The 19,560-nt window shown below is 59.2% G+C and carries 18 protein-coding genes; all 18 read left to right on the top strand.

All coding sequences use genetic code 11. The features are described from left to right. The first annotated feature begins 87 nt into the window (after window positions 1-87). The 18 genes from CAQU_RS06955 (at window position 88) to CAQU_RS06870 (ending at window position 19,447) form a co-directional block, all read left to right on the top strand. On the top strand, window positions 88-672 hold the full coding sequence (locus CAQU_RS06955; protein ID WP_075726408.1) for an HIT family protein: 585 nt from the start codon (window positions 88-90) through the stop codon (window positions 670-672). After that, window positions 665-1,315, top strand: coding sequence for a phosphatidylinositol phosphate synthase (gene pgsA / locus CAQU_RS06950; protein ID WP_075726406.1), 651 nt, complete (start codon window positions 665-667; stop codon window positions 1,313-1,315). Before CAQU_RS06955 ends, pgsA begins: the two co-directional genes overlap by 8 nt. Further along, window positions 1,315-2,283 (top strand): phosphatidylinositol mannoside acyltransferase, encoded by a 969-nt coding sequence (locus tag CAQU_RS06945; RefSeq protein ID WP_075726404.1) that lies wholly within the window; start codon window positions 1,315-1,317, stop codon window positions 2,281-2,283. The genes pgsA and CAQU_RS06945 overlap by 1 nt, the downstream gene beginning before the upstream one ends. Before the next feature lie 3 nt (window positions 2,284-2,286). After that, the gene (locus CAQU_RS06940; RefSeq protein WP_075726402.1) at window positions 2,287-3,459 is read left to right on the top strand and encodes a glycosyltransferase family 4 protein; all 1,173 of its coding nucleotides are present in this window, start codon (window positions 2,287-2,289) and stop codon (window positions 3,457-3,459) included. Continuing rightward, a complete protein-coding gene (locus CAQU_RS06935; protein ID WP_075726400.1) occupies window positions 3,456-3,938 on the top strand; it encodes a hypothetical protein in 483 nt (160 codons plus the stop codon). The genes CAQU_RS06940 and CAQU_RS06935 overlap by 4 nt, the downstream gene beginning before the upstream one ends. Window positions 3,939-4,048: 110 nt before the next feature. Next, entirely contained in the window at window positions 4,049-5,017 is a 969-nt protein-coding gene (gene pdxS / locus CAQU_RS06930; RefSeq protein WP_084562874.1) for a pyridoxal 5'-phosphate synthase lyase subunit PdxS, read from the top strand. Between the two features lie 197 nt (window positions 5,018-5,214). Continuing rightward, entirely contained in the window at window positions 5,215-6,105 is an 891-nt protein-coding gene (locus tag CAQU_RS06925) for an acyl-CoA thioesterase (protein ID WP_075726398.1), read from the top strand. A 140-nt stretch (window positions 6,106-6,245) separates the two neighbouring features. Continuing rightward, window positions 6,246-6,875 carry a pyridoxal 5'-phosphate synthase glutaminase subunit PdxT gene (gene pdxT, locus CAQU_RS06920; protein WP_281247941.1) on the top strand — a complete coding sequence of 210 codons (630 nt, stop codon included), beginning with the start codon at window positions 6,246-6,248 and terminating at the stop codon, window positions 6,873-6,875. A gap of 259 nt (window positions 6,876-7,134) precedes the next feature. After that, on the top strand, window positions 7,135-7,887 hold the full coding sequence (locus CAQU_RS06915; protein WP_075726394.1) for a YebC/PmpR family DNA-binding transcriptional regulator: 753 nt from the start codon (window positions 7,135-7,137) through the stop codon (window positions 7,885-7,887). Between the two features lie 213 nt (window positions 7,888-8,100). After that, window positions 8,101-8,742, top strand: a complete 642-nt coding sequence (ruvC, locus tag CAQU_RS06910) for a crossover junction endodeoxyribonuclease RuvC (protein ID WP_157108940.1) — start codon at window positions 8,101-8,103, stop codon at window positions 8,740-8,742. Next, window positions 8,739-9,341 carry a Holliday junction branch migration protein RuvA gene (gene ruvA, locus CAQU_RS06905; RefSeq protein WP_075726392.1) on the top strand — a complete coding sequence of 201 codons (603 nt, stop codon included), beginning with the start codon at window positions 8,739-8,741 and terminating at the stop codon, window positions 9,339-9,341. Before ruvC ends, ruvA begins: the two co-directional genes overlap by 4 nt. A gap of 119 nt (window positions 9,342-9,460) precedes the next feature. Then, entirely contained in the window at window positions 9,461-10,543 is a 1,083-nt protein-coding gene (gene ruvB / locus CAQU_RS06900) for a Holliday junction branch migration DNA helicase RuvB (protein WP_075726390.1), read from the top strand. Between the two features lie 72 nt (window positions 10,544-10,615). Beyond that, window positions 10,616-10,924: a preprotein translocase subunit YajC gene (gene yajC / locus CAQU_RS06895; protein WP_075726388.1), complete on the top strand. Its 309-nt coding sequence runs from the start codon at window positions 10,616-10,618 to the stop codon at window positions 10,922-10,924. A gap of 520 nt (window positions 10,925-11,444) precedes the next feature. Further along, window positions 11,445-13,313 (top strand): protein translocase subunit SecD, encoded by a 1,869-nt coding sequence (gene secD / locus CAQU_RS06890; protein WP_075726386.1) that lies wholly within the window; start codon window positions 11,445-11,447, stop codon window positions 13,311-13,313. A gap of 2 nt (window positions 13,314-13,315) precedes the next feature. After that, a complete protein-coding gene (secF, locus tag CAQU_RS06885) occupies window positions 13,316-14,440 on the top strand; it encodes a protein translocase subunit SecF (protein ID WP_075726384.1) in 1,125 nt (374 codons plus the stop codon). Window positions 14,441-14,816: 376 nt separating this feature from the next. Then, complete coding sequence (locus tag CAQU_RS06880; protein ID WP_075726382.1) at window positions 14,817-16,412, top strand: ABC transporter substrate-binding protein; 1,596 nt, start codon at window positions 14,817-14,819, stop codon at window positions 16,410-16,412. Next, window positions 16,409-16,999, top strand: a complete 591-nt coding sequence (locus tag CAQU_RS06875; RefSeq protein ID WP_075726380.1) for an adenine phosphoribosyltransferase — start codon at window positions 16,409-16,411, stop codon at window positions 16,997-16,999. Before CAQU_RS06880 ends, CAQU_RS06875 begins: the two co-directional genes overlap by 4 nt. 213 nt (window positions 17,000-17,212) lie before the next feature. Next, a complete protein-coding gene (locus tag CAQU_RS06870) occupies window positions 17,213-19,447 on the top strand; it encodes a RelA/SpoT family protein (RefSeq protein WP_157108939.1) in 2,235 nt (744 codons plus the stop codon). Window positions 19,448-19,560: the final 113 nt, after the last annotated feature.

Genomic DNA, 19,560 nt, shown 5'->3' with positions numbered 1-19,560 from the left:
TGCGGTAGGTTAGAACAGATCAACAATCGGCCTCAAGCGGTCAGGAAAAACCCGCCACACGGTGGGGTAGGAAAGGTGTGAAAAGCCGTGACGAACCAGGAAGACAACTCGCCTGGCAGCATCAGCTACCAAGGCGCAGGCGTCGAAGACCGACTGGAACGCCTGTGGACGCCCTACCGCATGCACTACATCACCAGCGGACCGTCCACCACCGGTAAGAAACGCGCCAACCCCTTCGTCGAGGTACCAAAACTCAGCGATGAAGAAGGCCTCATCGTCGCCCGCGGCGAACTGGTGTACTGCCTGATGAACCTCTACCCCTACAACAGTGGCCACATGCTCGTGGTGCCCTACCGCGAAGTCGCCCAACTCGAAGATCTCACCCCGGAAGAATCCGCAGAACTTTTCGCCTTCGGACAACACGCCATCCGCGCCCTCAAAGCGGTATCGAACCCCCAAGGCATCAACGTCGGCTTCAACCTCGGCCAATCCTCGGGAGGCTCGGTGCGCGAACACCTCCACATGCACGTCGTACCCCGTTGGGCCGGCGACTCCAGCTTCATCACCGTCATCGACGGCGTAAAAGTCCTGCCCCAAATGCTGGGACAAACCCGCACCCTGCTGGCCCAGGCATGGCAACAGACCGACGGACCAGGAGTCAGCAGTGTTTAGTTCCACCGGACGCGGCCCCATCTCCATCGTCGTCGACCCCATCGCCTCCCGCCTCGTCAAAGCCGGCATCACCCCCAACCAAGTCACCGTCACCGGCACCGCCATCGCCGTGGCCGCCGCAGTCGTGCTCATCCCCACCGGGCATGTGGTAGCAGCCGCCATCCTGATGGGCATCTTCGCCGCCTTCGACCTCCTCGACGGCACCATGGCCCGCATGCGAGGCGGCGGCACCGCCTATGGGGCAACCCTCGACGCATCCTGCGACCGCATCGCAGACGGCGCCCTGTTCGGCGCCATTGTGTGGTGGATGGTCTACACCTACCAGCCACCCCGCGCCACCATCGTGGCAGCCCTTGTCGTGCTGGTCAGCTCACAAGTCATTTCTTACGTCAAAGCCCGCGGCGAGGCCGGCGGCCTCACCATGGGCGGTGGACTCATCGAAAGGGCCGAAAGGCTCGTGCTCGGACTCGTCGGCATCGGCCTCACCGGCCTCGGCGTCCCCTACGCCATCGACGTGGCCATCTGGGTCCTCGCCCTCGGCAGCATCTTCACCATCTACCAACGCTTCGGGCAAGCCGCGAACTCACCAGGAGCTATGCGCCCCATTGCCGCACCCAAGGGGGCCAAGGAGTACCGGGCCTAATGCGTGATCTCGCAAGGCTCGTGACCTGCCTGAAGCACAAAGACTTCGCCGCGGCCGGCTACATCCTCGGCTGGAAACTCTTTCGCGCACTACCCCAAGAGCTGGCCTACCGAATCGGGGAACTAGGCGCCGACCTTGCATGGCGGGGCCAGCGGGGAACAGAGCAACTAGCCAAAAACCTCCAACGCGCACTACACCCCGCCCCCGTCAGCCCCGCACTCGTCCGCCAAGCAATGCGCTCCTACGCCCGCTACTGGGTAGAAGCCTTCCGCCTGCCCAGCATGGCCTCGGACCCCCAACTACTGGCCGAACTCGACGCCAGCATCCAGGGCGTCGAACACCTCGACCAAGCACTCGACAACGGACGAGGAGCAATCATCGTCCTCAGCCACTCCGGAAACTGGGACATGGCCGGAGTATGGCTGGTCCACCACGCCGGAACCTTCACCACCGTCGCCGAAAAACTCAAACCCTACGCCCTCTACGAAGCCTTCGTCGATTACCGCACCAAACTCGGCTTCGAAGTCCTACCCCACACCAGCGACAGCGGTTCTCCCATGCCCACCCTGGAACAGCGACTCCGCGACGGAAAAATCGTGTGCCTCCTCGGCGAACGAGACTTAAGCCACCGCGGGATCATCGTCGACCTCCTCGGGCAGCCCGCCCACCTACCAACCGGCGCCGCCCGCCTATCCCAAACAACCGGTGCCCCCATCCTCATCGCAGACTGCTACTTCACCCACGGCTGGCAAGCCCACAACGGCACACGCGGCTGGGGGATGACCATCCACCCCGCCCTGACCACCACCACAATCGAAAACACCACCCAAGCCATCGCTGATGCCCTCAGCGAAACCATCACCGCCCACCCCGTTGACTGGCACATGCTTCAACCCGTCTTCGACGCAGACCTCGACCCACACCGCCGATACCGCGCCACCAACGACGCGACGGGGACAGGGGAGTAGCGCATGCGCATCGGCATGGTCTGCCCCTACTCTTTTGATGAGCCCGGCGGGGTGCAAGCGCACATCCTGGACCTCGCCCGGTACTACCTCGCCCACGGCCACGACGTGAAGGTGCTCGGCCCCTGTTCCGAGGCAACCCCCATCGATGACTTCGTCATCAAAGGTGGCCCCAGTATCCCCATTCCCTACAACGGATCCATCGCCCGACTCAGCTTCGGCCCCCAGGTCCGGCACCGCATCAAAAGCTTCGTCACCGAATCCCACTTCGACGTCGTCCACGTCCACGAACCCAATTCCCCCTCTTATTCCATGGCGACCCTCGCGCTGTGCGAAGGGCCCATCGTGGCCACCTACCACGCCTCCAGTAGCAAGTCAGTCCTGCTTAAGGTCGCACAACCCGCCTTAAAGCCGCTGCTGGAAAAAGTGCACGGCGGAATCGCCGTGTCTGAAATGGCGCGCCGCTGGCAGGTTGAACAACTCGGAACCGACCCCGTCCTCATCCCCAACGGGGTCGACACCAAAGCATTCAACCGTGCAGATACCGGCAACCAGCGCGGAAAAACACTCGTTTTCCTCGGCAGAATCGACGAAAAACGCAAAGGGCTTTCCGTGCTGCTGCCCGCCTTCGAGATTGTGCGCCGCAATCACCCCGATGCCACCCTCACCGTCATCGGCGCAGGCAGCCCGCGCGCCATCGACGGGGTGCACTTCGTGGGCAAAGTCAGCGATGAAGAAAAGGCCCGCATCCTCGGATCCTCCGCCATCTACATCGCCCCCAACCTGGGCGGCGAAAGCTTCGGCATCGTCCTCATCGAAGCCATGGCTGCCGGCTGCGCCGTCGTAGCCAGCGATCTTGAAGCCTTTGTTGACGTGGCCGATGGGCACAGCCCACATCCCGCGGCGAAACTCTTCCGCACCGGAGATCACCTTGAGCTAGCCCGCGCGCTCATCGAACTCATCGAAGATTCCACCGCGCGGACCGCACTGGCTGATACCGGCAGAAGGCGCGCCAAAAGGTATGACTGGTCGCACGTCGCCGAAGAAATCTTCGAGGTGTACGACACCGTCGCCGGCACCCAGCCCGTGACCTATACCGGACTGCCCGGCTATCGCGCACTAGCCGGGCAGCGCAGCCCCCAGTCAACCACTGGCCACAGGGCGGGAAAGAAACGATGACAACCGTGCCCCTGATCCTGCTCGTCGTCCTCGTTGCCGCACTGGTGATGCTCGGCACCTGGGCGATACTGACGGCCCAGCGCCTCAACCGACTCAACATTCGCACCGATGCCCGCCTCGCAGCCCTGGAAGCAGCACTGAATCAGCGCGCTCAACTCATCGAAGCTCTCGAACCCGACCACGCCGAACTTGCGCGAGAAGTACAGTCCATTGACTTGACAAAGACGAGTGTGTTGAATCGGGGGCTCGCCGAAAGGGAATTGAGTGCCACCTGCCGTCGAAACGCTAATGACACCAACCCGCACCTGGTAGCGGCAAACACCCGCGTCGAACTCGCGGTCCGCTTCTATAACGAGGCCGTGCGAGACACGCGCGCCGTTAGACTGCGGCCCGCCGTCCGCTTCTTCCTCCTCGGAGGCACCGCGGAAGTGCCCGAATTCTTTGAACAACTCCACGCCAGCTCAAGCGAACAGTGCTAAGAAATTCGAGGTTTACACACCCTCAACAGCTAGCGAATCGACGGGAAGACGTGGGGGACTAGCGCGGGTTTTACCCCTGAAAAACAACCATCTGAACAGATTGGTCTATCATGGTTGAAGTTCACAATCGCTACACCGAGGAGTACACCCACACCGTGGCTAACCCGACCGAGACCTCCAAGACCGACGAAACCACCGTCGCCAAAGGCACCGTCCGCGTCAAGCGCACCTTCGCCAACCAAATCAAAAACGGCGTCATCATGGACGTCGTCACCCCGGAGCAAGCCCGCATCGCCGAAGATGCAGGCGCCTGCGCCGTCATGGCGCTCGAACGCGTCCCCGCAGATATCCGCGCAGAGGGTGGCGTTAGCCGCATGTCCGATCCCGAGATGATCCTCGGCATCAAGGAAGCTGTCTCCATCCCGGTGATGGCAAAAGCCCGCATCGGCCACTTCGTCGAGGCCCAGGTCCTGCAATCCCTCGGCGTCGACTTCGTCGACGAGTCCGAGGTGCTGACCCCGGCCGACTACGCCAACCACATCGACAAGCGCGAATTCACCGTCCCCTTCGTGTGTGGCGCCACCAACCTGGGCGAAGCCCTGCGCCGCATCAATGAGGGCGCAGCCATGATCCGCTCCAAGGGCGAGGCCGGCACCGGTGATGTCTCCAACGCTGTCACCCACATGCGCACCATCCGTGGCGAAATCAACCGCCTGCGCTCCATGGCTGAAGACGAGCTTTACGTCGCAGCCAAGGAACTCGGTGCCCCCTACGAGCTCGTCGCCTACGTCGCGCACGAGGGCAAGCTCCCCGTCCCGCTGTTCACCGCAGGCGGCATCGCTACCCCCGCCGACGCAGCCATGATGGTGCAGCTCGGCGCCGAAGGTGTGTTCGTCGGCTCCGGCATCTTCAAGTCCGGCGACCCCGTCAAGCGCGCCAAGGCCATCGTGCTGGCAGCCAACAACGCTTTCGACCCCGAAGTGATCGCCAAGGTTTCCTCCGGACTCGGCGAAGCCATGGTCGGTATCAACGTCGACGAGATCCCGCAGCCGCACCGCCTCGCAGAACGCGGCTGGTAAAAACACCCAGTAGCAAAGCTGCTTATTCTTTCAGCCCGCTGCCCCCGCCACAGGGGGCAGCGGGCTGAAGTCGTTTCCAACGTCCACCAAGCAAGCAAGGGGGGCAAACGTTCACCCCGCAATACCAAGGCGACTAATCTACAACCAGAACCCCACACACCACTATCCATCACCACTTCAAGTCAGGCCCCGAACCAATGGAAAAACCCCAGAAGAACACCATTTTTGAAGTACTCGACGTTGAGCAAATCGACCGAGACATCTTCCGCGGTCCCGTGGTGAAATCGCTGCTCCAACGCACCTTCGGTGGACAAGTCGCCGCCCAAACCCTGGTCGCGGCAACCCGCACCGTCGACCCCGCCTACAAAGTTCACTCGCTCCACGGATACTTCGTCGCCCCTGGCCGCTCCACCGAGCCCACCGTGTTCATGGTTGACCGGGTACGCGACGGCAAGAGCTTTTGCTCCCGCCAGGTCAAGGCCGTCCAAGACGGCCGAGCCATCTTCATCATGCAGGCAAGCTTCCACCGCACAGGGGATGAGGGGATCGAACACTCCGACCGCATGCGCGATGTGCCTAACCCCGAGGACATCGTCATGGACTACTCCAGCATGCGCCACAACACCCAAATCCTGCTTGAGGAGTGGAGCGACTGGGATATCCGAGTGGTTCCCAACGACAAATTCGAACACAACCCCTACACGCCCAGTCAGCAGGTGGTGTGGTTCCGTTCCAAAGCGGCCTTGCCTGACGATGACACTTTTCATGTGTGCACCCTCGCCTACATGTCGGACATGACTCTGCTGCACTCCGCGATGGTGCCCCATGAAGGAGTAACGGTGCAGGAGGCCAGCCTCGACCACGCTATGTGGTTCCTGCGCCCTTTCCGCGCCGACGAGTGGCTCCTGTACGACCAGGTTTCTCCTTCTGCCGCCAACGGGCGTGCCCTCACCCACGGTCGAATTTTTGACCGGGCCGGAAACCTCGTTGCGGTGGTCACCCAGGAAGGCTTGACCCGCAACCTGAAACCCGGGGTGCAATCCCTTCCCTTCACCAAAGACGCCGGCGCGCATACCCCCAGCCGCTAGTCTTCGCACCCTCGCTCGCACCGCGAACCGGGTGCGTGTCTCACACAGGCGGGGGAGTATTGTGGTTTCGTCAAATCAAAAGATTCCCTCACGCGCCACGTGAGTTTTCTTAAAACTTTTATTCAACCAAGGAGACATCTGTGCTCGTAGGCGTACTCGCAATGCAGGGTGGCATTGAGGAACACGAACAAATCCTCGACGAGCTGGGAGTAGAGCACCGGCGCGTCCGACGACCAGAGCACCTCGAAGGAATCAACGCGATGATTCTTCCCGGCGGTGAATCGACCACCATGTCGAAGCTGTTGGAGCTCAACGAGGTGTATGAACCCCTGCGAAAAGCCCTTGACCAGGGCTTGCCTGTCTTTGGTACCTGCGCGGGCATGATCCTGCTGGCCACCGACATTCTGGACACCCGCCCGGATGCTAAAAAGTTCTCGGCCATTGATATGACTGTGCGCCGTAATGCGTTTGGGCGTCAGGTGGATTCTTTCGAAGTGGATCTCGATGTCGATGGGATTGACGGTCCCATGGAGGCGATCTTTATTCGCGCCCCGTGGGTTGAAAAAGCCGGTCAGGACGTGCGAATCCTCGCCACCGTCCCGACTGGCCCGGCGCAGGGCATGATCGTAGCCGTCAAGCAAGGAAATGCTCTTGCTACCGCATTCCACCCCGAATGCACCGGCGAGAAGCGGATCCATGAAATGTTTGTGCGTGACGCTCAGGCTGTGGGTTTGAGCGCTCACGCCAATGGCACGGTTACCCCGGTCTAGGTGCCAAACACTGCGACTGTTTTTCTTTGGGTTTAGCCGGGGCGAAATGCACTGGCCTAAGGTCTGCCCGCTATAGTGGACAGACGTGTCGAATGCGAGGCCTGAGAGGTCTCGCGGCGACGAAACATCACGTGAAAAATTTCACCGACGTAGATTTTCAACACAGCGAAAACAACCCATCGCATGCGCGGTGGGTTTCATACAGGGATTGCGAAACCAGCGGTTTCTGGACGTGTTTTCGCGCACGCTGGGAGGCAAAGTGTCCGGACACTCAAAATGGGCCACTACGAAGCACAAGAAGGCTGCGAACGACGCTAAGCGTGGCAAAGAGTTCGCCAAGCTGATTAAGAACATCGAGGTTGCTGCTCGTACCGGTGGCGGTGACCCCTCAGCAAACCCGACGTTGGACGACATGATTCGCAAGGCCAAAAAGGCCAGTGTTCCCAACGACAACATTGAGCGTGCGCGTAAGCGTGGTTCCGGTGAAGAAGCCGGTGGCGCTGACTGGCAAACCATCATGTACGAAGGCTACGGTCCCAACGGTGTGGCCATGCTGGTTGAGTGTTTGACCGATAACCGCAACCGCGCTGCCACCGAGGTGCGCACCGCCATGACCAAAAATGGGGGCAGCCTCGCGGAGTCTGGTGCTGTGTCCTACCTGTTCACCCGCAAGGGTGTTGTCACCGTGAACAAGGGCGAGCTCACTGAGGACGATGTCCTCATGGCTGTGCTTGACGCTGGTGCAGAAGAGGTCAACGACCTCGGCGAAAAGTACGAGGTTCTGTGCGCCGCTGGTGACATGGTGGCCGTGAAGGAAGCCCTCGTTGAGGCCGACATTGAGGTCGACGAAGCTGATTCTGATTTCCGTGCCTCTGTGGAGGTGCCGCTCGACGTCGATGGAGCCAAGAAGATCATCAAGCTGATTGACGCCTTGGAAGACTCTGACGATGTGCAGAACGTCTACACCAACATGGATCTGTCCGACGAGGTTGTTGCTGCCCTCGACGCCTAGTTGGTGCGCTGAATCCTTTTCGAACGTATCCACCGAGACTCGGTGAATCGTTTCCCCGTCCCAGGATGGTTTTTCCAGCCTGGGGCGGGTTTTCCTTTCATGCAGGGTGTAGTCTTATCGCTTATGTGTTCTACAGGTGTTACAGTAGTTGCTGTTGTTTACGACGCCGTCGTGAGCCTGCGGAAGTTTTGATTTTTCTTTGAGGTGCAGCTGGTGAACCTGCAAGGTCTACGGGTCATGGGAATTGACCCTGGATTGACTCGTTGTGGTTTGTCCGTCGTGCAAGCAGGCACCGGGCGTGCGGTGTATCCGGTGGCTGTGGGAGTGGTGAGAACCCCCGCTGCAGCCGAATTGTCTGAGCGTTTGCTTCGTTTGTCTCGTGCGGTCAACGAGTGGATGGATGAATACCAGCCCGACGTGGTCGCCATCGAGCGCATCTTTGAGCGTGGAAACGTGTCCACGGTGATGCATACTGCGCACGCTGTTGGCGTGTTGGTGTTGGCCGCCGCTGAGCGGAACTTGCCGGTACACATGTACACCCCGAGTGAGGTGAAGAAGGCCATTTCGGGTAATGGTCGTGCCGATAAGAAGCAGATGACCACGATGATTACCCGCATTCTTGGTTTGAGTCAGCCACCGCAGCCGGCGGATGCTGCAGACGCTTTGGCTTTGGCTGTGTGTCACTGTTGGCGTGCCCCGCTGCTGGTGCGCCAGCAACAAGCAGCGACGATGATGGGGGAGCAGGCCGCACGGCATCCACAGTCAAAGCAGTTGTCTGGATTTAACCAACAGCGCCGTTCTCGGACAGCCCAGGTTCCGCAGATTAGTCAATCAAATAGAAGGAGTTCCAAGTGATCGCAAGCGTACGAGGCACAGTGATTGCCATTAATTTGACCAGTGCGGTCATTGAGTGCGCGGGGGTGGGGTACCTAGTGCAGGCCACGCCTGCGACCTTGGGAACGCTGACCCGCGGCGAGGAAGCCTTGCTGTTGACCACCATGGTTGTGCGCGAAGACGCGATGACCCTTTATGGATTCGATAACGCTGATAGCCGCGATATTTTTTCGCAGCTGCAAACCGTCAGCGGTTTGGGGCCGCGTTTGGCGATGGCCGCGTTGAGCGTGTTTAGCCCGCAAGATATTTGTCGCGCGATTTCCGGTGGGGATGCTAAGACTTTGCAGAAGATTCCGGGCGTCGGCAAGCGCATGGCTGAGCGCATGATTGTGGATCTCAAAGACAAGGTCGCGGATTATGGTGCCCCGGAGGCGCCCGTGCAGGGCGTGGATTTGATTAATGGCGCTGTTGCCGAGCAGGTAGCTGAGGCCTTGGTTGGTTTGGGCTTTACTGCGGTGCAGGCCGAAGCGGCGGTGGCCCGGGTGCTGTCGGCCCAGCCTGATGCGACCACCTCGACGGCTTTGCGTTTGGCTTTGGCTGATTTGGGGAAAAAGAAGTAGCGGCGAAGTTTATCCACATCGTGTCCCGTCGTGCGCTCTTTTGTGGGGTGGAGGATGGGATGATGGGGGCAGTGTTTTTCCGCGGCTGTTGGCCGTTGGATTGTGTGTAAGGAGCGCTCGTGAGCGATATGGAAAAGACCGAGTTTCGGCTGCCTGAGGGAATTCCTGCAGGCGGCCGTGGTCCCGAAAGCAGTGTTGATGCAACGCAGCAAGTCGCTGATCGGGACATGGAGGTCAATCTTCGCCCGAAGTCGCTAGATGAGTTCATCGGCCAGCCGAAGGTGCGTAATCAGCTTGATTTGGTGTTGAGCGGTGCTCGTAAGCGCAATGTGACGCCTGATCATGTGTTGTTGTCTGGTCCTCCCGGTTTGGGCAAGACCACGATGGCGATGATTATTGCCCAGGAAATGGGTTCGAGCTTGCGGATGACTAGTGGTCCGGCGCTGGAGCGTGCGGGTGATTTGGCGGCGATGTTGTCGAACTTGATGGAGGGTGATGTGCTCTTCATTGATGAGATTCACCGTATTGCTCGTCCGGCAGAGGAAATGCTGTACATGGCGATGGAGGATTTCCGCATTGACGTGATCGTGGGCAAGGGGCCTGGCGCGACGTCGATCCCTCTCGAGATTGCGCCGTTTACTTTGGTGGGCGCGACGACTCGTTCCGGTATGTTGACTGGACCGTTGCGGGATCGTTTTGGTTTTACAGCCCAGATGGAGTTTTATGACACGGCTGATTTGACCCGGGTGGTGGTGCGTGCGGCGCGGATTTTGGGTGTAGGCATTGATGATGATGCGGCGGCGGAGATTGCTTCGCGTTCTCGGGGCACTCCTCGTATTGCCAACCGCTTGTTGCGGCGTGTGCGTGACTATGCGGAAGTCCATGGCGATGGGCATGTGACTTTGGCGGCTGCGCAGGCGGCTCTCGTGGTTTTCGATGTCGACGAGATGGGTTTGGATCGTTTGGACCGTGCTGTGCTGTCGGCGTTGATTCATGGGCATGGGGGTGGCCCGGTGGGTGTGTCGACGTTGGCCATTGCTGTGGGGGAGGAGCCTTCGACGGTTGAAGAGGTGTGTGAGCCGTATTTGGTGCGTGCTGGCATGGTGGCGCGCACGGGGCGCGGTCGTGTTGCTACGGCGTTGGCGTGGCAGCATTTGGGCTTGACGCCGCCGCCTGATGCTCCTGGTCAGCATGCTGTGTAGGTAGTGCTGCTGTGGTGGGCCCGAATAGTGTGAACTATTCGGGTCTTTTTGTGTCGTGGCATACTGTTCGCCATGAACTTGTCTTTGTTGATTTTGTTGCTGGTGATCTTTTTGGTTCCGACGATTCTTCAGGTGCGTCGCCAGAAGGCTCGTTTGAATGAGATGCAGCAACTGCAGGCTTCCCTGGGGGTGGGGGACCGAGTGGTGACTGCTGCGGGATTGCACGGTGTTGTGGTTGCCCTTGCCGATGGTGTTGTCACCCTGGAGATTTCCGAAGGCGTGTCGACGAATTGGGATCGGGCGGCGATCGTGAGCCGTCAGCCGGCCCCGGTTGTGCCTGGGGGAGATGCTGGGGCGTCAGCTCCGGAACATGAGGCGTAATTCATGTCGTGTAGCTAATGTTGTGGCTTTTATAGGTCCGCGCTGTGGGTGCGGGCCTTTTTTGTTGTGGGGTGCTGGGGTTGGTGAAAAGGGGGCAGGTTTCATTAGGTACGCCACACTTTGTGGGGGCGGGTGCGGAGATTATGGGCAAAGTGTTCTACGATGAAGCTTTGGTATAACGCCACTTACGCTGCGTAGGCCCTTTGGTTCTCATGGGGTTCTCAGGTTTTAGTCGCTGTGCGATTGTTTGAGCGGGCAGCATTAGATGATGGGTGTACGTACACCATTTTCTGTGCCGCTGCTTTGCCGTGGTCTTTTCGTTAGACCCGGTGTTGCTTGGGATATTTCGTGATGACGAAGCTGTGCGCTGTGTGGGGTGGCTGCCAAGTGTTTTGCGTCGACCCGTCGCCGATGCGCTGTTGTCTGTTCCACCGTGTGGTGTTGAGTGGCTGTAGCCGTCGACTGTGTGTGGCCATGTTTTGCGTGGTTCGCGGCGGTCAAGTGAGGAGAAAAGTTTTCAGTGGCATCCAAACCATCACGCGCCCGAGTGGGTGCGGCCAAGTGGCCGCAGCGTGCGCTCGCGCTGTTCGTGCTGATTTTGGCGGTGGTGTATTCGCTCGTGTTCTTTACGGGCAATCACTCCGCTTCCCCCAAGTTGGGTATTGACCTGCAGGGTGGTACCCGTGTGACCCTGGTTCCCCAGGGTGAAAAGCCGACCCAGGATCAGTTGGCGAAGGCCCGCGAGATTCTGGAAAACCGTGTTAACGGTATGGGCGTGTCCGGAGCTGAGGTGAAAACTGATGGCGACACCTTGGTGATTACGGTTCCTGGTGAGGATACTTCTCAGGCCCGTGCGCTGGGTCGTACCTCTCAGCTGTTGTTCCGCCCGGTCGCTGAGCCTGGTGCTCCGGACCCCAGTAAGTTGGTGTCGACCGCCGATGAGATGGCTAACCGTTGGGTTGGCGCGGGCATTATCACCCCTGAGGTTGCTAACGCTGCCCTGAAGGATTTGGCGACTTCTGTTGCTGGCGTGGAGGCAACTCCTGCCGGTGAGGAAGGCGCGAAGGATGAGCAGAAGAAAGACGAAAAGCCCGCAGTTGCTGCTCCGACCGTGACTGCGCAGGCTCCTGCGGAGCCGGATAACTCCATTGAGGCGCAGGAGCGTCGTCAGAATATTACTGAGATTCTCCGCAAGGATCGTCAGTCTGAAGATCCTACCGTCCAGCTTGCTGCCGCTTCGTTGCTGCAGTGTGGTGACGGCCCGGATCCGATCGCTGGTACCGATGATCCGGCCAAGCCGTTGGTGGCATGTGACGCTACCGGCGCTGGCAAGTACATTCTCGACCCGGTTCCCCTGCTGGTTGGTCAGACTGATCCGGTCACCGGTAAGCGTCTGACGGGTAACGAGATTGATACCAATCGTCCGATCTCGGGTGGTCTTAACCCCCAGACCGGTCAGATGGAGATCAACTTCTCCTTCAAGTCCGGTAATGGTGATGAGGGCGGTGCCACTTGGTACCAGGTGACTAGCGAGTACCTGCACAAGCAGGTTGCGATCACCCTGGACTCTGAGGTGATTTCGGCTCCGGTGATTCAGTCGCCGACGCCGACTGGTTCTGGCACCTCGATTACTGGCCAGTTCACTCAGCAGGAGGCAACTGAGCTTGCCAACAACCTGCGCTATGGTGCGTTGCCTTTGAGCTTTGCTGGTGAAAACGGCGAGCGTGGCGGTACCGCCACCACCATTCCGGCTACTTTGGGCTTTGCCTCGCTGAAGGCTGGTTTGATTGCAGGCGTTATCGGTTTGATCCTGGTGAGCTTGTTCGCGCTGGTGTACTACCGCGTGTTCGGCATTTTGGCTGTGGCTTCGCTGTTCATGTCTGGCTCTTTGATTTACGGTGCCTTGGTGCTGTTGGGCCGCTGGATTGGTTACTCCCTGGATCTGGCCGGTGTCGCTGGTTTGATCATTGGTATTGGTACCACCGCCGACTCCTTTGTGGTGTTCTACGAGCGCATTAAGGATGAAGTGCGTGAGGGTAGGACGTTCCGTTCTGCCGTTCCGCGCGCGTGGGATCGTGCGAAGCACACCATTATCTCCGGTAACATGGTCAGCCTTATTGCAGCAGTTGTGCTGTATGTGCTGGCGGTTGGTGATGTGAAGGGCTTCGCGTTCACGCTGGGCCTGACCACCATCTTCGACCTGGTGATCACCTTCTTGGTGACCGCTCCGCTGGTGATCCTTGCTTCCCGTAAGCCGGTCTTTGCTAAGCCTGGTTTGAATGGTTTGGGCAAGGTCATGCGCGTGGCTGAGGAGCGTCGCGAGCGCGGCGAGTACTTGGCCGGCGACCACGACCACGAGGTCGCTTCCACCGACAAGGAGGAGAAGTAGAAATGGCTTCTAATCTTGCACGTCGAGTGCTGACCGGTGAGGGTGGCATTGATTTTGTCGGCCGTCGCCGTACTTGGTACTCCATCACGGCCGCTATTTTGGTTGCCTGCATTCTTGGTATCGCGCTGAAGGGATTCTCCCTCGGTATTGATTTTGAGGGCGGCACCAAGATGAACATGCCGGCCGGTAACCTCGAGCCCGCTCAGGTGTCTCAGGTGTTCGAGCAGGCGACTGGTGTTGAGCCGTCGTTGACTCAGGTGGTTGGTTCGGGTGATTCGCGCTTGATGGAGATCAACTCCCAGCGCCTGGACCAGGATCAGATTGACAAGGCCCGTGAGGCTTTGTTTGAGAAGTTCCAGCCGGAGGGATCCAACGGTAAGCCCACCCCGGATAGCATCGGTGATTCCACGGTGTCTGAGTCTTGGGGTTCGACCATTACCAACCGCATGCTGATGTCGCTGGGTATCTTCCTGGTGTTGATCTTCGGCTACATCACGTTGCGTTTCGAACGCGACATGGCGATCGCTGCTATTGCTGGCCTGGCGGTTGACGGCATCGTGGTGGCTGGTATTTACGCCTTCATCGGTTTTGAGGTCACCCCCGCAACCGTTATTGGTTTGCTGACTGTGCTGGCGTTCTCCCTGTATGACACCGTGGTGGTGTTCGACAAGGTCAAGGAAAATACTGCCGGCTGGGAGTTTACGAACCGCACCTATGCGGAGCAGGCGAACCTGGCGGTGAACCAGACGGTGATGCGTTCTATCGCGACGACCGTGATTTCGGCGCTGCCGATTGCTTCGCTGATGGTTGTTGCTGTGTGGCTGATGGGTGTTGGCACCTTGAAGGATTTGGCGCTGGTGCAGATGATCGGTGTTATTGAGGGCACGTTCTCCTCCGTGTTCTTGGCTACCCCGATTCTGGTGTCGCTGAAAAACCGCAGTAAGAAGGTTCGCGAGCACACCGAGAAGGTTATGCGCGAGCGTGAGGGCGCCGCTGAGGAGGCTGTTGCCGAATCGGATGCGGCTGTGGCCGTGGATTCTCAGGCCGGCCCTGCTCGTCGTACTGTGCACGTTGATCAGCCGCAGTCCGCGCATACCACTGGTACTACGTGGCGTCCGGGGCAATAATGTTGTTGTCCTGATGCGTTAACGGGCACTGAGTGCTGGTTTTCACCGAAGCCGCTCACACCTTTGGGTGTGGGCGGTTTTTGTATGGCGTTTTCGCACTGCGGTGTATGCCGGTTGGGATGAATGTCACGAGCCTGTGTGGCGGGGTAATCGTAATTCGGTTCCGGGGGCGCTAGCCCTATAATGGGTGGATAGTAAAAGCTTGCCTTTCTGGGCGTCGGTTGGTTGCCGCGTGACGATGTATGTCGTTGCTGCTGGGTTGCTGCCGGGGTGAGGGAAGTGAGCGAGTTTGAGTTGGGGGTTCCCGCCGTCTTCGGGCACGTGGTTCTCTCTGTCTCGTGCGTTGCGCGGGTGTGAACAAAGAAGGCAAGAAACCTTGAAGTTTCGTCATGTACTGGCCACTGTTGCGGCCACAGGTCTGGTACTTGCAGGCTGTAGTGAACCGGAGGTGCCCGCTCCTGAGCCGCCGCCGGATCATTTTGGTTATGCGGTCGGCAGTGATCTGTTGACCAGTAACGCGGGTTCGGTGACCGGTGTCAGTGACCATGCTGATTATGTGGTCTCGCGCGTGTACCCACCCGCGTTTGTGGCGGGTCCTAAGGGACAGTTGATTCCGAACACCGATTTTGTGGATGCGCAGGCCGTACCTGGTCCCCAGAAGCGGATCAACTATCACATCAGTGACAAGGCCACCTATAGCGACGGGGTGCCGGTAACGTGTCAGGATTTTCAGCTCACTGTGACGGCGGGGCAGCGTCAAGATATTTTTGCTTCTCATATTCCTTTGGCTGAGCAGGTGGCCTCTGTGGAGTGTGCGCCTGGGGCGAAGGATTTCTCTGTGGTGTTCAAGGAGGGCTTGGGGAACCGGTGGCGTCAGTTGTTTTCTGCTGGCACCGTGTTGCCGAGCCATGCGATTGTGCAGGCTGCCGGTGTGAGCCCTGAGCAGTTTACGCAGGCGTTGGAGCAGGCTGATGAGGAAAGCTTGCAGGCGGTCGCGGAGGCGTGGAATACGGGCTTTGATTTGAAGGCTTTTAATCCTGCCCTCCAGGTTGCTTACGGGCCGTACAAGATTTCTGCCGTGCGGGAAGATGGCGGCGTGGTCTTGAACCGCAACGAATCCTGGTCGGGTGATCCGGCGGAGATTGCCGAGGTGGTGGTGTGGCCGAAGCACACGGATCTGGCTGCGAAGAATGCCACTAAGAGCATGGAGATCGCGGATTTGGTGGGGGTACCCACGGTTGATTGGGTTAACCGTGATGACCCTCTCAACCGGTTTGATGTCTCCCATGAGGCTGGCATTTTGATTGAGCAGTTGGTGCTGAGCAACGATGGTGTGCTTGGTTCGGATCAGGCGCGCCAGGCGTTGGCGGCGTGTATTGATCAGCCGGCTGTGGCGCAGGCTTCCACGCAGTTGGCTGGGGTGGAGACTCCGCCGCTTGCAACGCGTTTGTTGTCTTATGGCGATCCTTTGAACGCGCAGATGACTGATATTTCCGATGCTCACATGGGGGTGGATATCGCTTTGGCGCAGACTCTGTCTGGTCAGCAGATTCACATTGGTTATATGGGTCCGGATCCCCGCAAGGCCGCCATGGTGGAGGCAATGCGGGTGTCCTGTGAGCCGGCCGGCATTGAGATTATTGACGCCCACGAGGTGGGTGGCGATTTGTCGCAAGTGCATCGTCAGGTGGAAGGTGCGTGGGGTACTACCCAGGTGCTGCCGGGTGCGCTTGATGCGGTGTTGGTTGGTATGGATCCGTCGCTGCAATACCCGGATGCTGATGTGGATACCACCGATGTGGAGGGTTTGCGGGCAGCGGAGACGAAGCTGTGGGAGGAAGTTCCGACGATTCCGCTGTGCGCGCAGCCCCGCACGTTTGTTATCGACCGCAGCGTCGGTAACGTGGTACCCAACACCAATCCGGCTGGTTTGGGCTGGAATATGGATCGCTGGCAGGAGAACAAGCAATGACATCGTCGTCTGAGACACAGCCTTTTGACGCCCGTGAGGCGCTGCGAACCCATGTGCGGTTGGTGCCTGATTTTCCTGCCCCAGGGATTCTTTTCGAGGATCTGACCCCGGTGTTGGCTGATGCTGAGGCGTACACGCTGATCATTGATGAGCTCGCCGAGGCCGCCAAGGCGATGGGCGCCGAGATGATTGGCGGTTTGGATGCCCGGGGTTTCCTGTTGGGCTCCGCGGTGGCTTACCGCTTAGGTGTCGGGGTGCTGGCGATCCGTAAGGCTGGCAAGTTGCCGCCGCCGGTGGTGACGCAAACCTACCAGCTGGAGTATGGCACCGCCGCCCTGGAGATTCCGCAGGACGCGATCGATATTGAGGGCACCAAGATTGTGCTGATCGATGATGTGTTGGCTACTGGTGGCACCTTGGTGGCCGCCCGCAAGCTCATTGAGTCCTGTGGTGGCATTGTCAGCGGGCATGCTGTGGTGCTGGAGGTGGAAAGCCTCGGGGGCCGGGAGAAGTTGTCCGATGTGCCGCTGGTGGTTGTCGCCCACGGTGTTGACTCTGTCACGGTCGATTTTCCCGCGGCCACTTAACGCCCGCCCCGCCATAGTTACTCTCAATGCTCTTGTGAGGCTGTGAGCGGGGTTTTTTCTTTGGCGCATACCGGGTGCATGACGTTGTTGTGCACGCAGGTAAAGTTGGTGTTTTAAGACTCATGAGTTTTCACTACGTGCCCACATCAGCCCCAGGAGTACAGCGTGAATAGCAAACGCACCCAAGATCGTAACCAGGCAACAGTGTTGAGCATGTCTGCTCGATTGGCACGAAGTTTGACGGGTTCGCGCGTCAAGGTGGATCCCGTGTTGGATCCCTTGGTGAGCATCCATAAAAAGATTCATCCCAAAGCGGATGTGGAGATTCTGCAGAAGGCGTATCACACTGCGGAAAAACTGCACGAGGGGGTGTTTCGTAAGTCGGGGGATCCTTACATCACTCACCCTTTGGCGGTGGCGACTATTGCGGCAGAGATCGGCATGGACACCACCACGCTGGTGGCGGCGTTGTTGCACGACACGGTGGAGGACACTGATTATTCGCTGGATGATTTGACGCAGGACTTCGGGGCTGAGGTCGCGCGTTTGGTTGACGGCGTCACCAAGCTGGATAAGGTCGCGTTGGGGGCGGCGGCGGAGGCTGAGACGATTCGCAAGATGATTGTGGCGATGAGTCAGGATCCGCGCGTGTTGGTCATTAAGGTGGCTGACCGTTTGCACAATATGCGCACGATGCGGTTTCTGCCCCCGGAGAAGCAGGCTAAGAAGGCCCGGCAAACGCTGGAAGTGATCGCCCCGCTGGCGCACCGGCTGGGTATGGCGACCATCAAGTGGGAGCTTGAGGATCTTTCCTTTGCGATCTTGTATCCGAAGAAGTACGACGAGATCGTGCGGTTGGTTGCGGATCGTGCTCCCTCGCGTGACCGTTATCTGCAGGAGATTCTCGGCAGTGTGTCGCAGACGATGAAGGACAATCACATCCAGGCGGAGGTGATGGGGCGCCCGAAGCACTATTGGTCGATTTATCAGAAGATGATTGTGCGCGGCCGGGATTTTGAGGAGATCTTCGACCTGGTCGGCATTCGCGTGCTCGTCGACAATGTCAACGATTGTTATGCGGCCATCGGTGCGGTGCACTCTTTGTATCCGGCGATGCCGGGGCGGTTTAAGGACTATATTTCTGCGCCGCGGTTCGGGGTGTATCAGTCCCTGCACACCACCGTGATGGGCCCTGGTGGCAAGCCACTTGAGGTGCAGGTCCGCACCCACGAGATGCACTACAATGCCGAGTTCGGTATTGCCGCCCACTGGCGCTATAAGGAGACCAAGGGCTCGCATTCGGGGGATAAGGCTGAGGTCGATCAGATGGCGTGGATGCGTCAGCTGTTGGATTGGCAAAAAGAGGCCGCGGATCCGAACGAGTTTTTGGATTCTTTGCGCTATGACCTGACCAGTCAGCAGATTTTTGCTTTCACCCCGAAGGGTGATGTGGTGAATTTGCCGACCGGGTCGACTCCGGTGGATTTTGCTTATGCCGTCCACACGGAGGTCGGGCACCGCTGTATTGGTGCGAAGGTTAACGGCAAGCTGGTGGCGTTGGAGTCCAAGCTGAAGTCCGGTGACCGGGTGGAGATTTTCACCTCCAAGGACACTAATGCGGGGCCGAGCCGCGATTGGCAAAAGTTTGTGGTGTCTCCGCGGGCGAAGGCGAAGATTCGCCAGTGGTTCGCGAAGGAGCGCCGCGAGGAGTCGCTGGAGCTGGGCCGCGATGCGCTGGCGCAGGAAGTGCAGCGCGGTGGCTTGCCGCTGCACCGTTTGTTTACTGCCCAGTCGATGAAGCAGGTTGCTGCTGAGCTGAACTACCAGGACGTCGATGCCTTGTACACCGCTATCGGTGAGGGGTCGGTGACGGCGGGTAATGTTGCCCACCGCCTGGAGACGATGTTTGGGGATACCGACGATCAGGAGACGTTGGCGTCGCGTACCCCGCTAGAAGAGTTGGTGAGTGCCTCTAATGCGCGACCCGATCCCAGCGCGGTGGGTGTGCTCGTGGAGGGCAGCCCGGATGTGTTGGCGAAGATGGCGCGGTGTTGCCAGCCGGTGCCGGGCGACGAGATCTTTGGTTTCGTCACTCGCGGCGGTGGGGTAAGTGTGCACCGAAGCGATTGCACCAATAGTGCCCGGTTGAAGCAGGAGCCGGAGCGGCTCATTGATGTGTCCTGGGCGCGGGAGGGCGCCGGAAAGGTGTTCAGTGCGACCCTCCAGTTGGAGGCGCTGGATCGGCAGGGCCTGTTGTTTGAGCTGACTCGAGTGATGAACGAACAGAAGGTCGCAGTAACGGCGATGAGTTCGCAGTCGGCCGATGATCGGGTGGCCGTATCGCAGTTTACGTTCCAGGTTTCCGATACTAAGCAGTTGGGAGCTTTGATGACGCAGCTGCGCAACATTGAAGGTGTTTTTGACGTCTACCGCGTAAATCCGAACTAGACGAGGTCCCACCTGAGGTGACCCTGGGGGAAGGCATAGCCTGCCGGTGAGTGTTGGGTGCACTCATCTGGCAGGCTTTTTGCTGTTGGCGGGGCAGTGTGTTGGGGTGGGCA

The sequence above is a fragment of the Corynebacterium aquilae DSM 44791 genome (assembly GCF_001941445.1).
Taxonomy (GTDB): Bacteria; Actinomycetota; Actinomycetes; order Mycobacteriales; family Mycobacteriaceae; genus Corynebacterium; species Corynebacterium aquilae.
Note: the sequence above shows the minus strand (reverse complement) of the source record. Positions and strands in the feature narration are given on the sequence as shown.

Excerpts from the sequence above, each read along its gene's own strand:
- CAQU_RS06945 (WP_075726404.1), top strand. The coding sequence starts at position 1,315 with ATGCGTGATCTCGCAAGGCTCGTGACCTGCCTGAAGCACAAAGACTTC.
- CAQU_RS06940 (WP_075726402.1), top strand. The coding sequence starts at position 2,287 with ATGCGCATCGGCATGGTCTGCCCCTACTCTTTTGATGAGCCCGGCGGG.
- CAQU_RS06935 (WP_075726400.1), top strand. The coding sequence starts at position 3,456 with ATGACAACCGTGCCCCTGATCCTGCTCGTCGTCCTCGTTGCCGCACTG.
- pdxS (WP_084562874.1), top strand. The coding sequence starts at position 4,049 with ATGGTTGAAGTTCACAATCGCTACACCGAGGAGTACACCCACACCGTG.
- CAQU_RS06925 (WP_075726398.1), top strand. The coding sequence starts at position 5,215 with ATGGAAAAACCCCAGAAGAACACCATTTTTGAAGTACTCGACGTTGAG.
- yajC (WP_075726388.1), top strand. The coding sequence starts at position 10,616 with ATGAACTTGTCTTTGTTGATTTTGTTGCTGGTGATCTTTTTGGTTCCG.
- secF (WP_075726384.1), top strand. The coding sequence starts at position 13,316 with ATGGCTTCTAATCTTGCACGTCGAGTGCTGACCGGTGAGGGTGGCATT.
- CAQU_RS06875 (WP_075726380.1), top strand. The coding sequence starts at position 16,409 with ATGACATCGTCGTCTGAGACACAGCCTTTTGACGCCCGTGAGGCGCTG.
- CAQU_RS06870 (WP_157108939.1), top strand. The coding sequence starts at position 17,213 with ATGTCTGCTCGATTGGCACGAAGTTTGACGGGTTCGCGCGTCAAGGTG.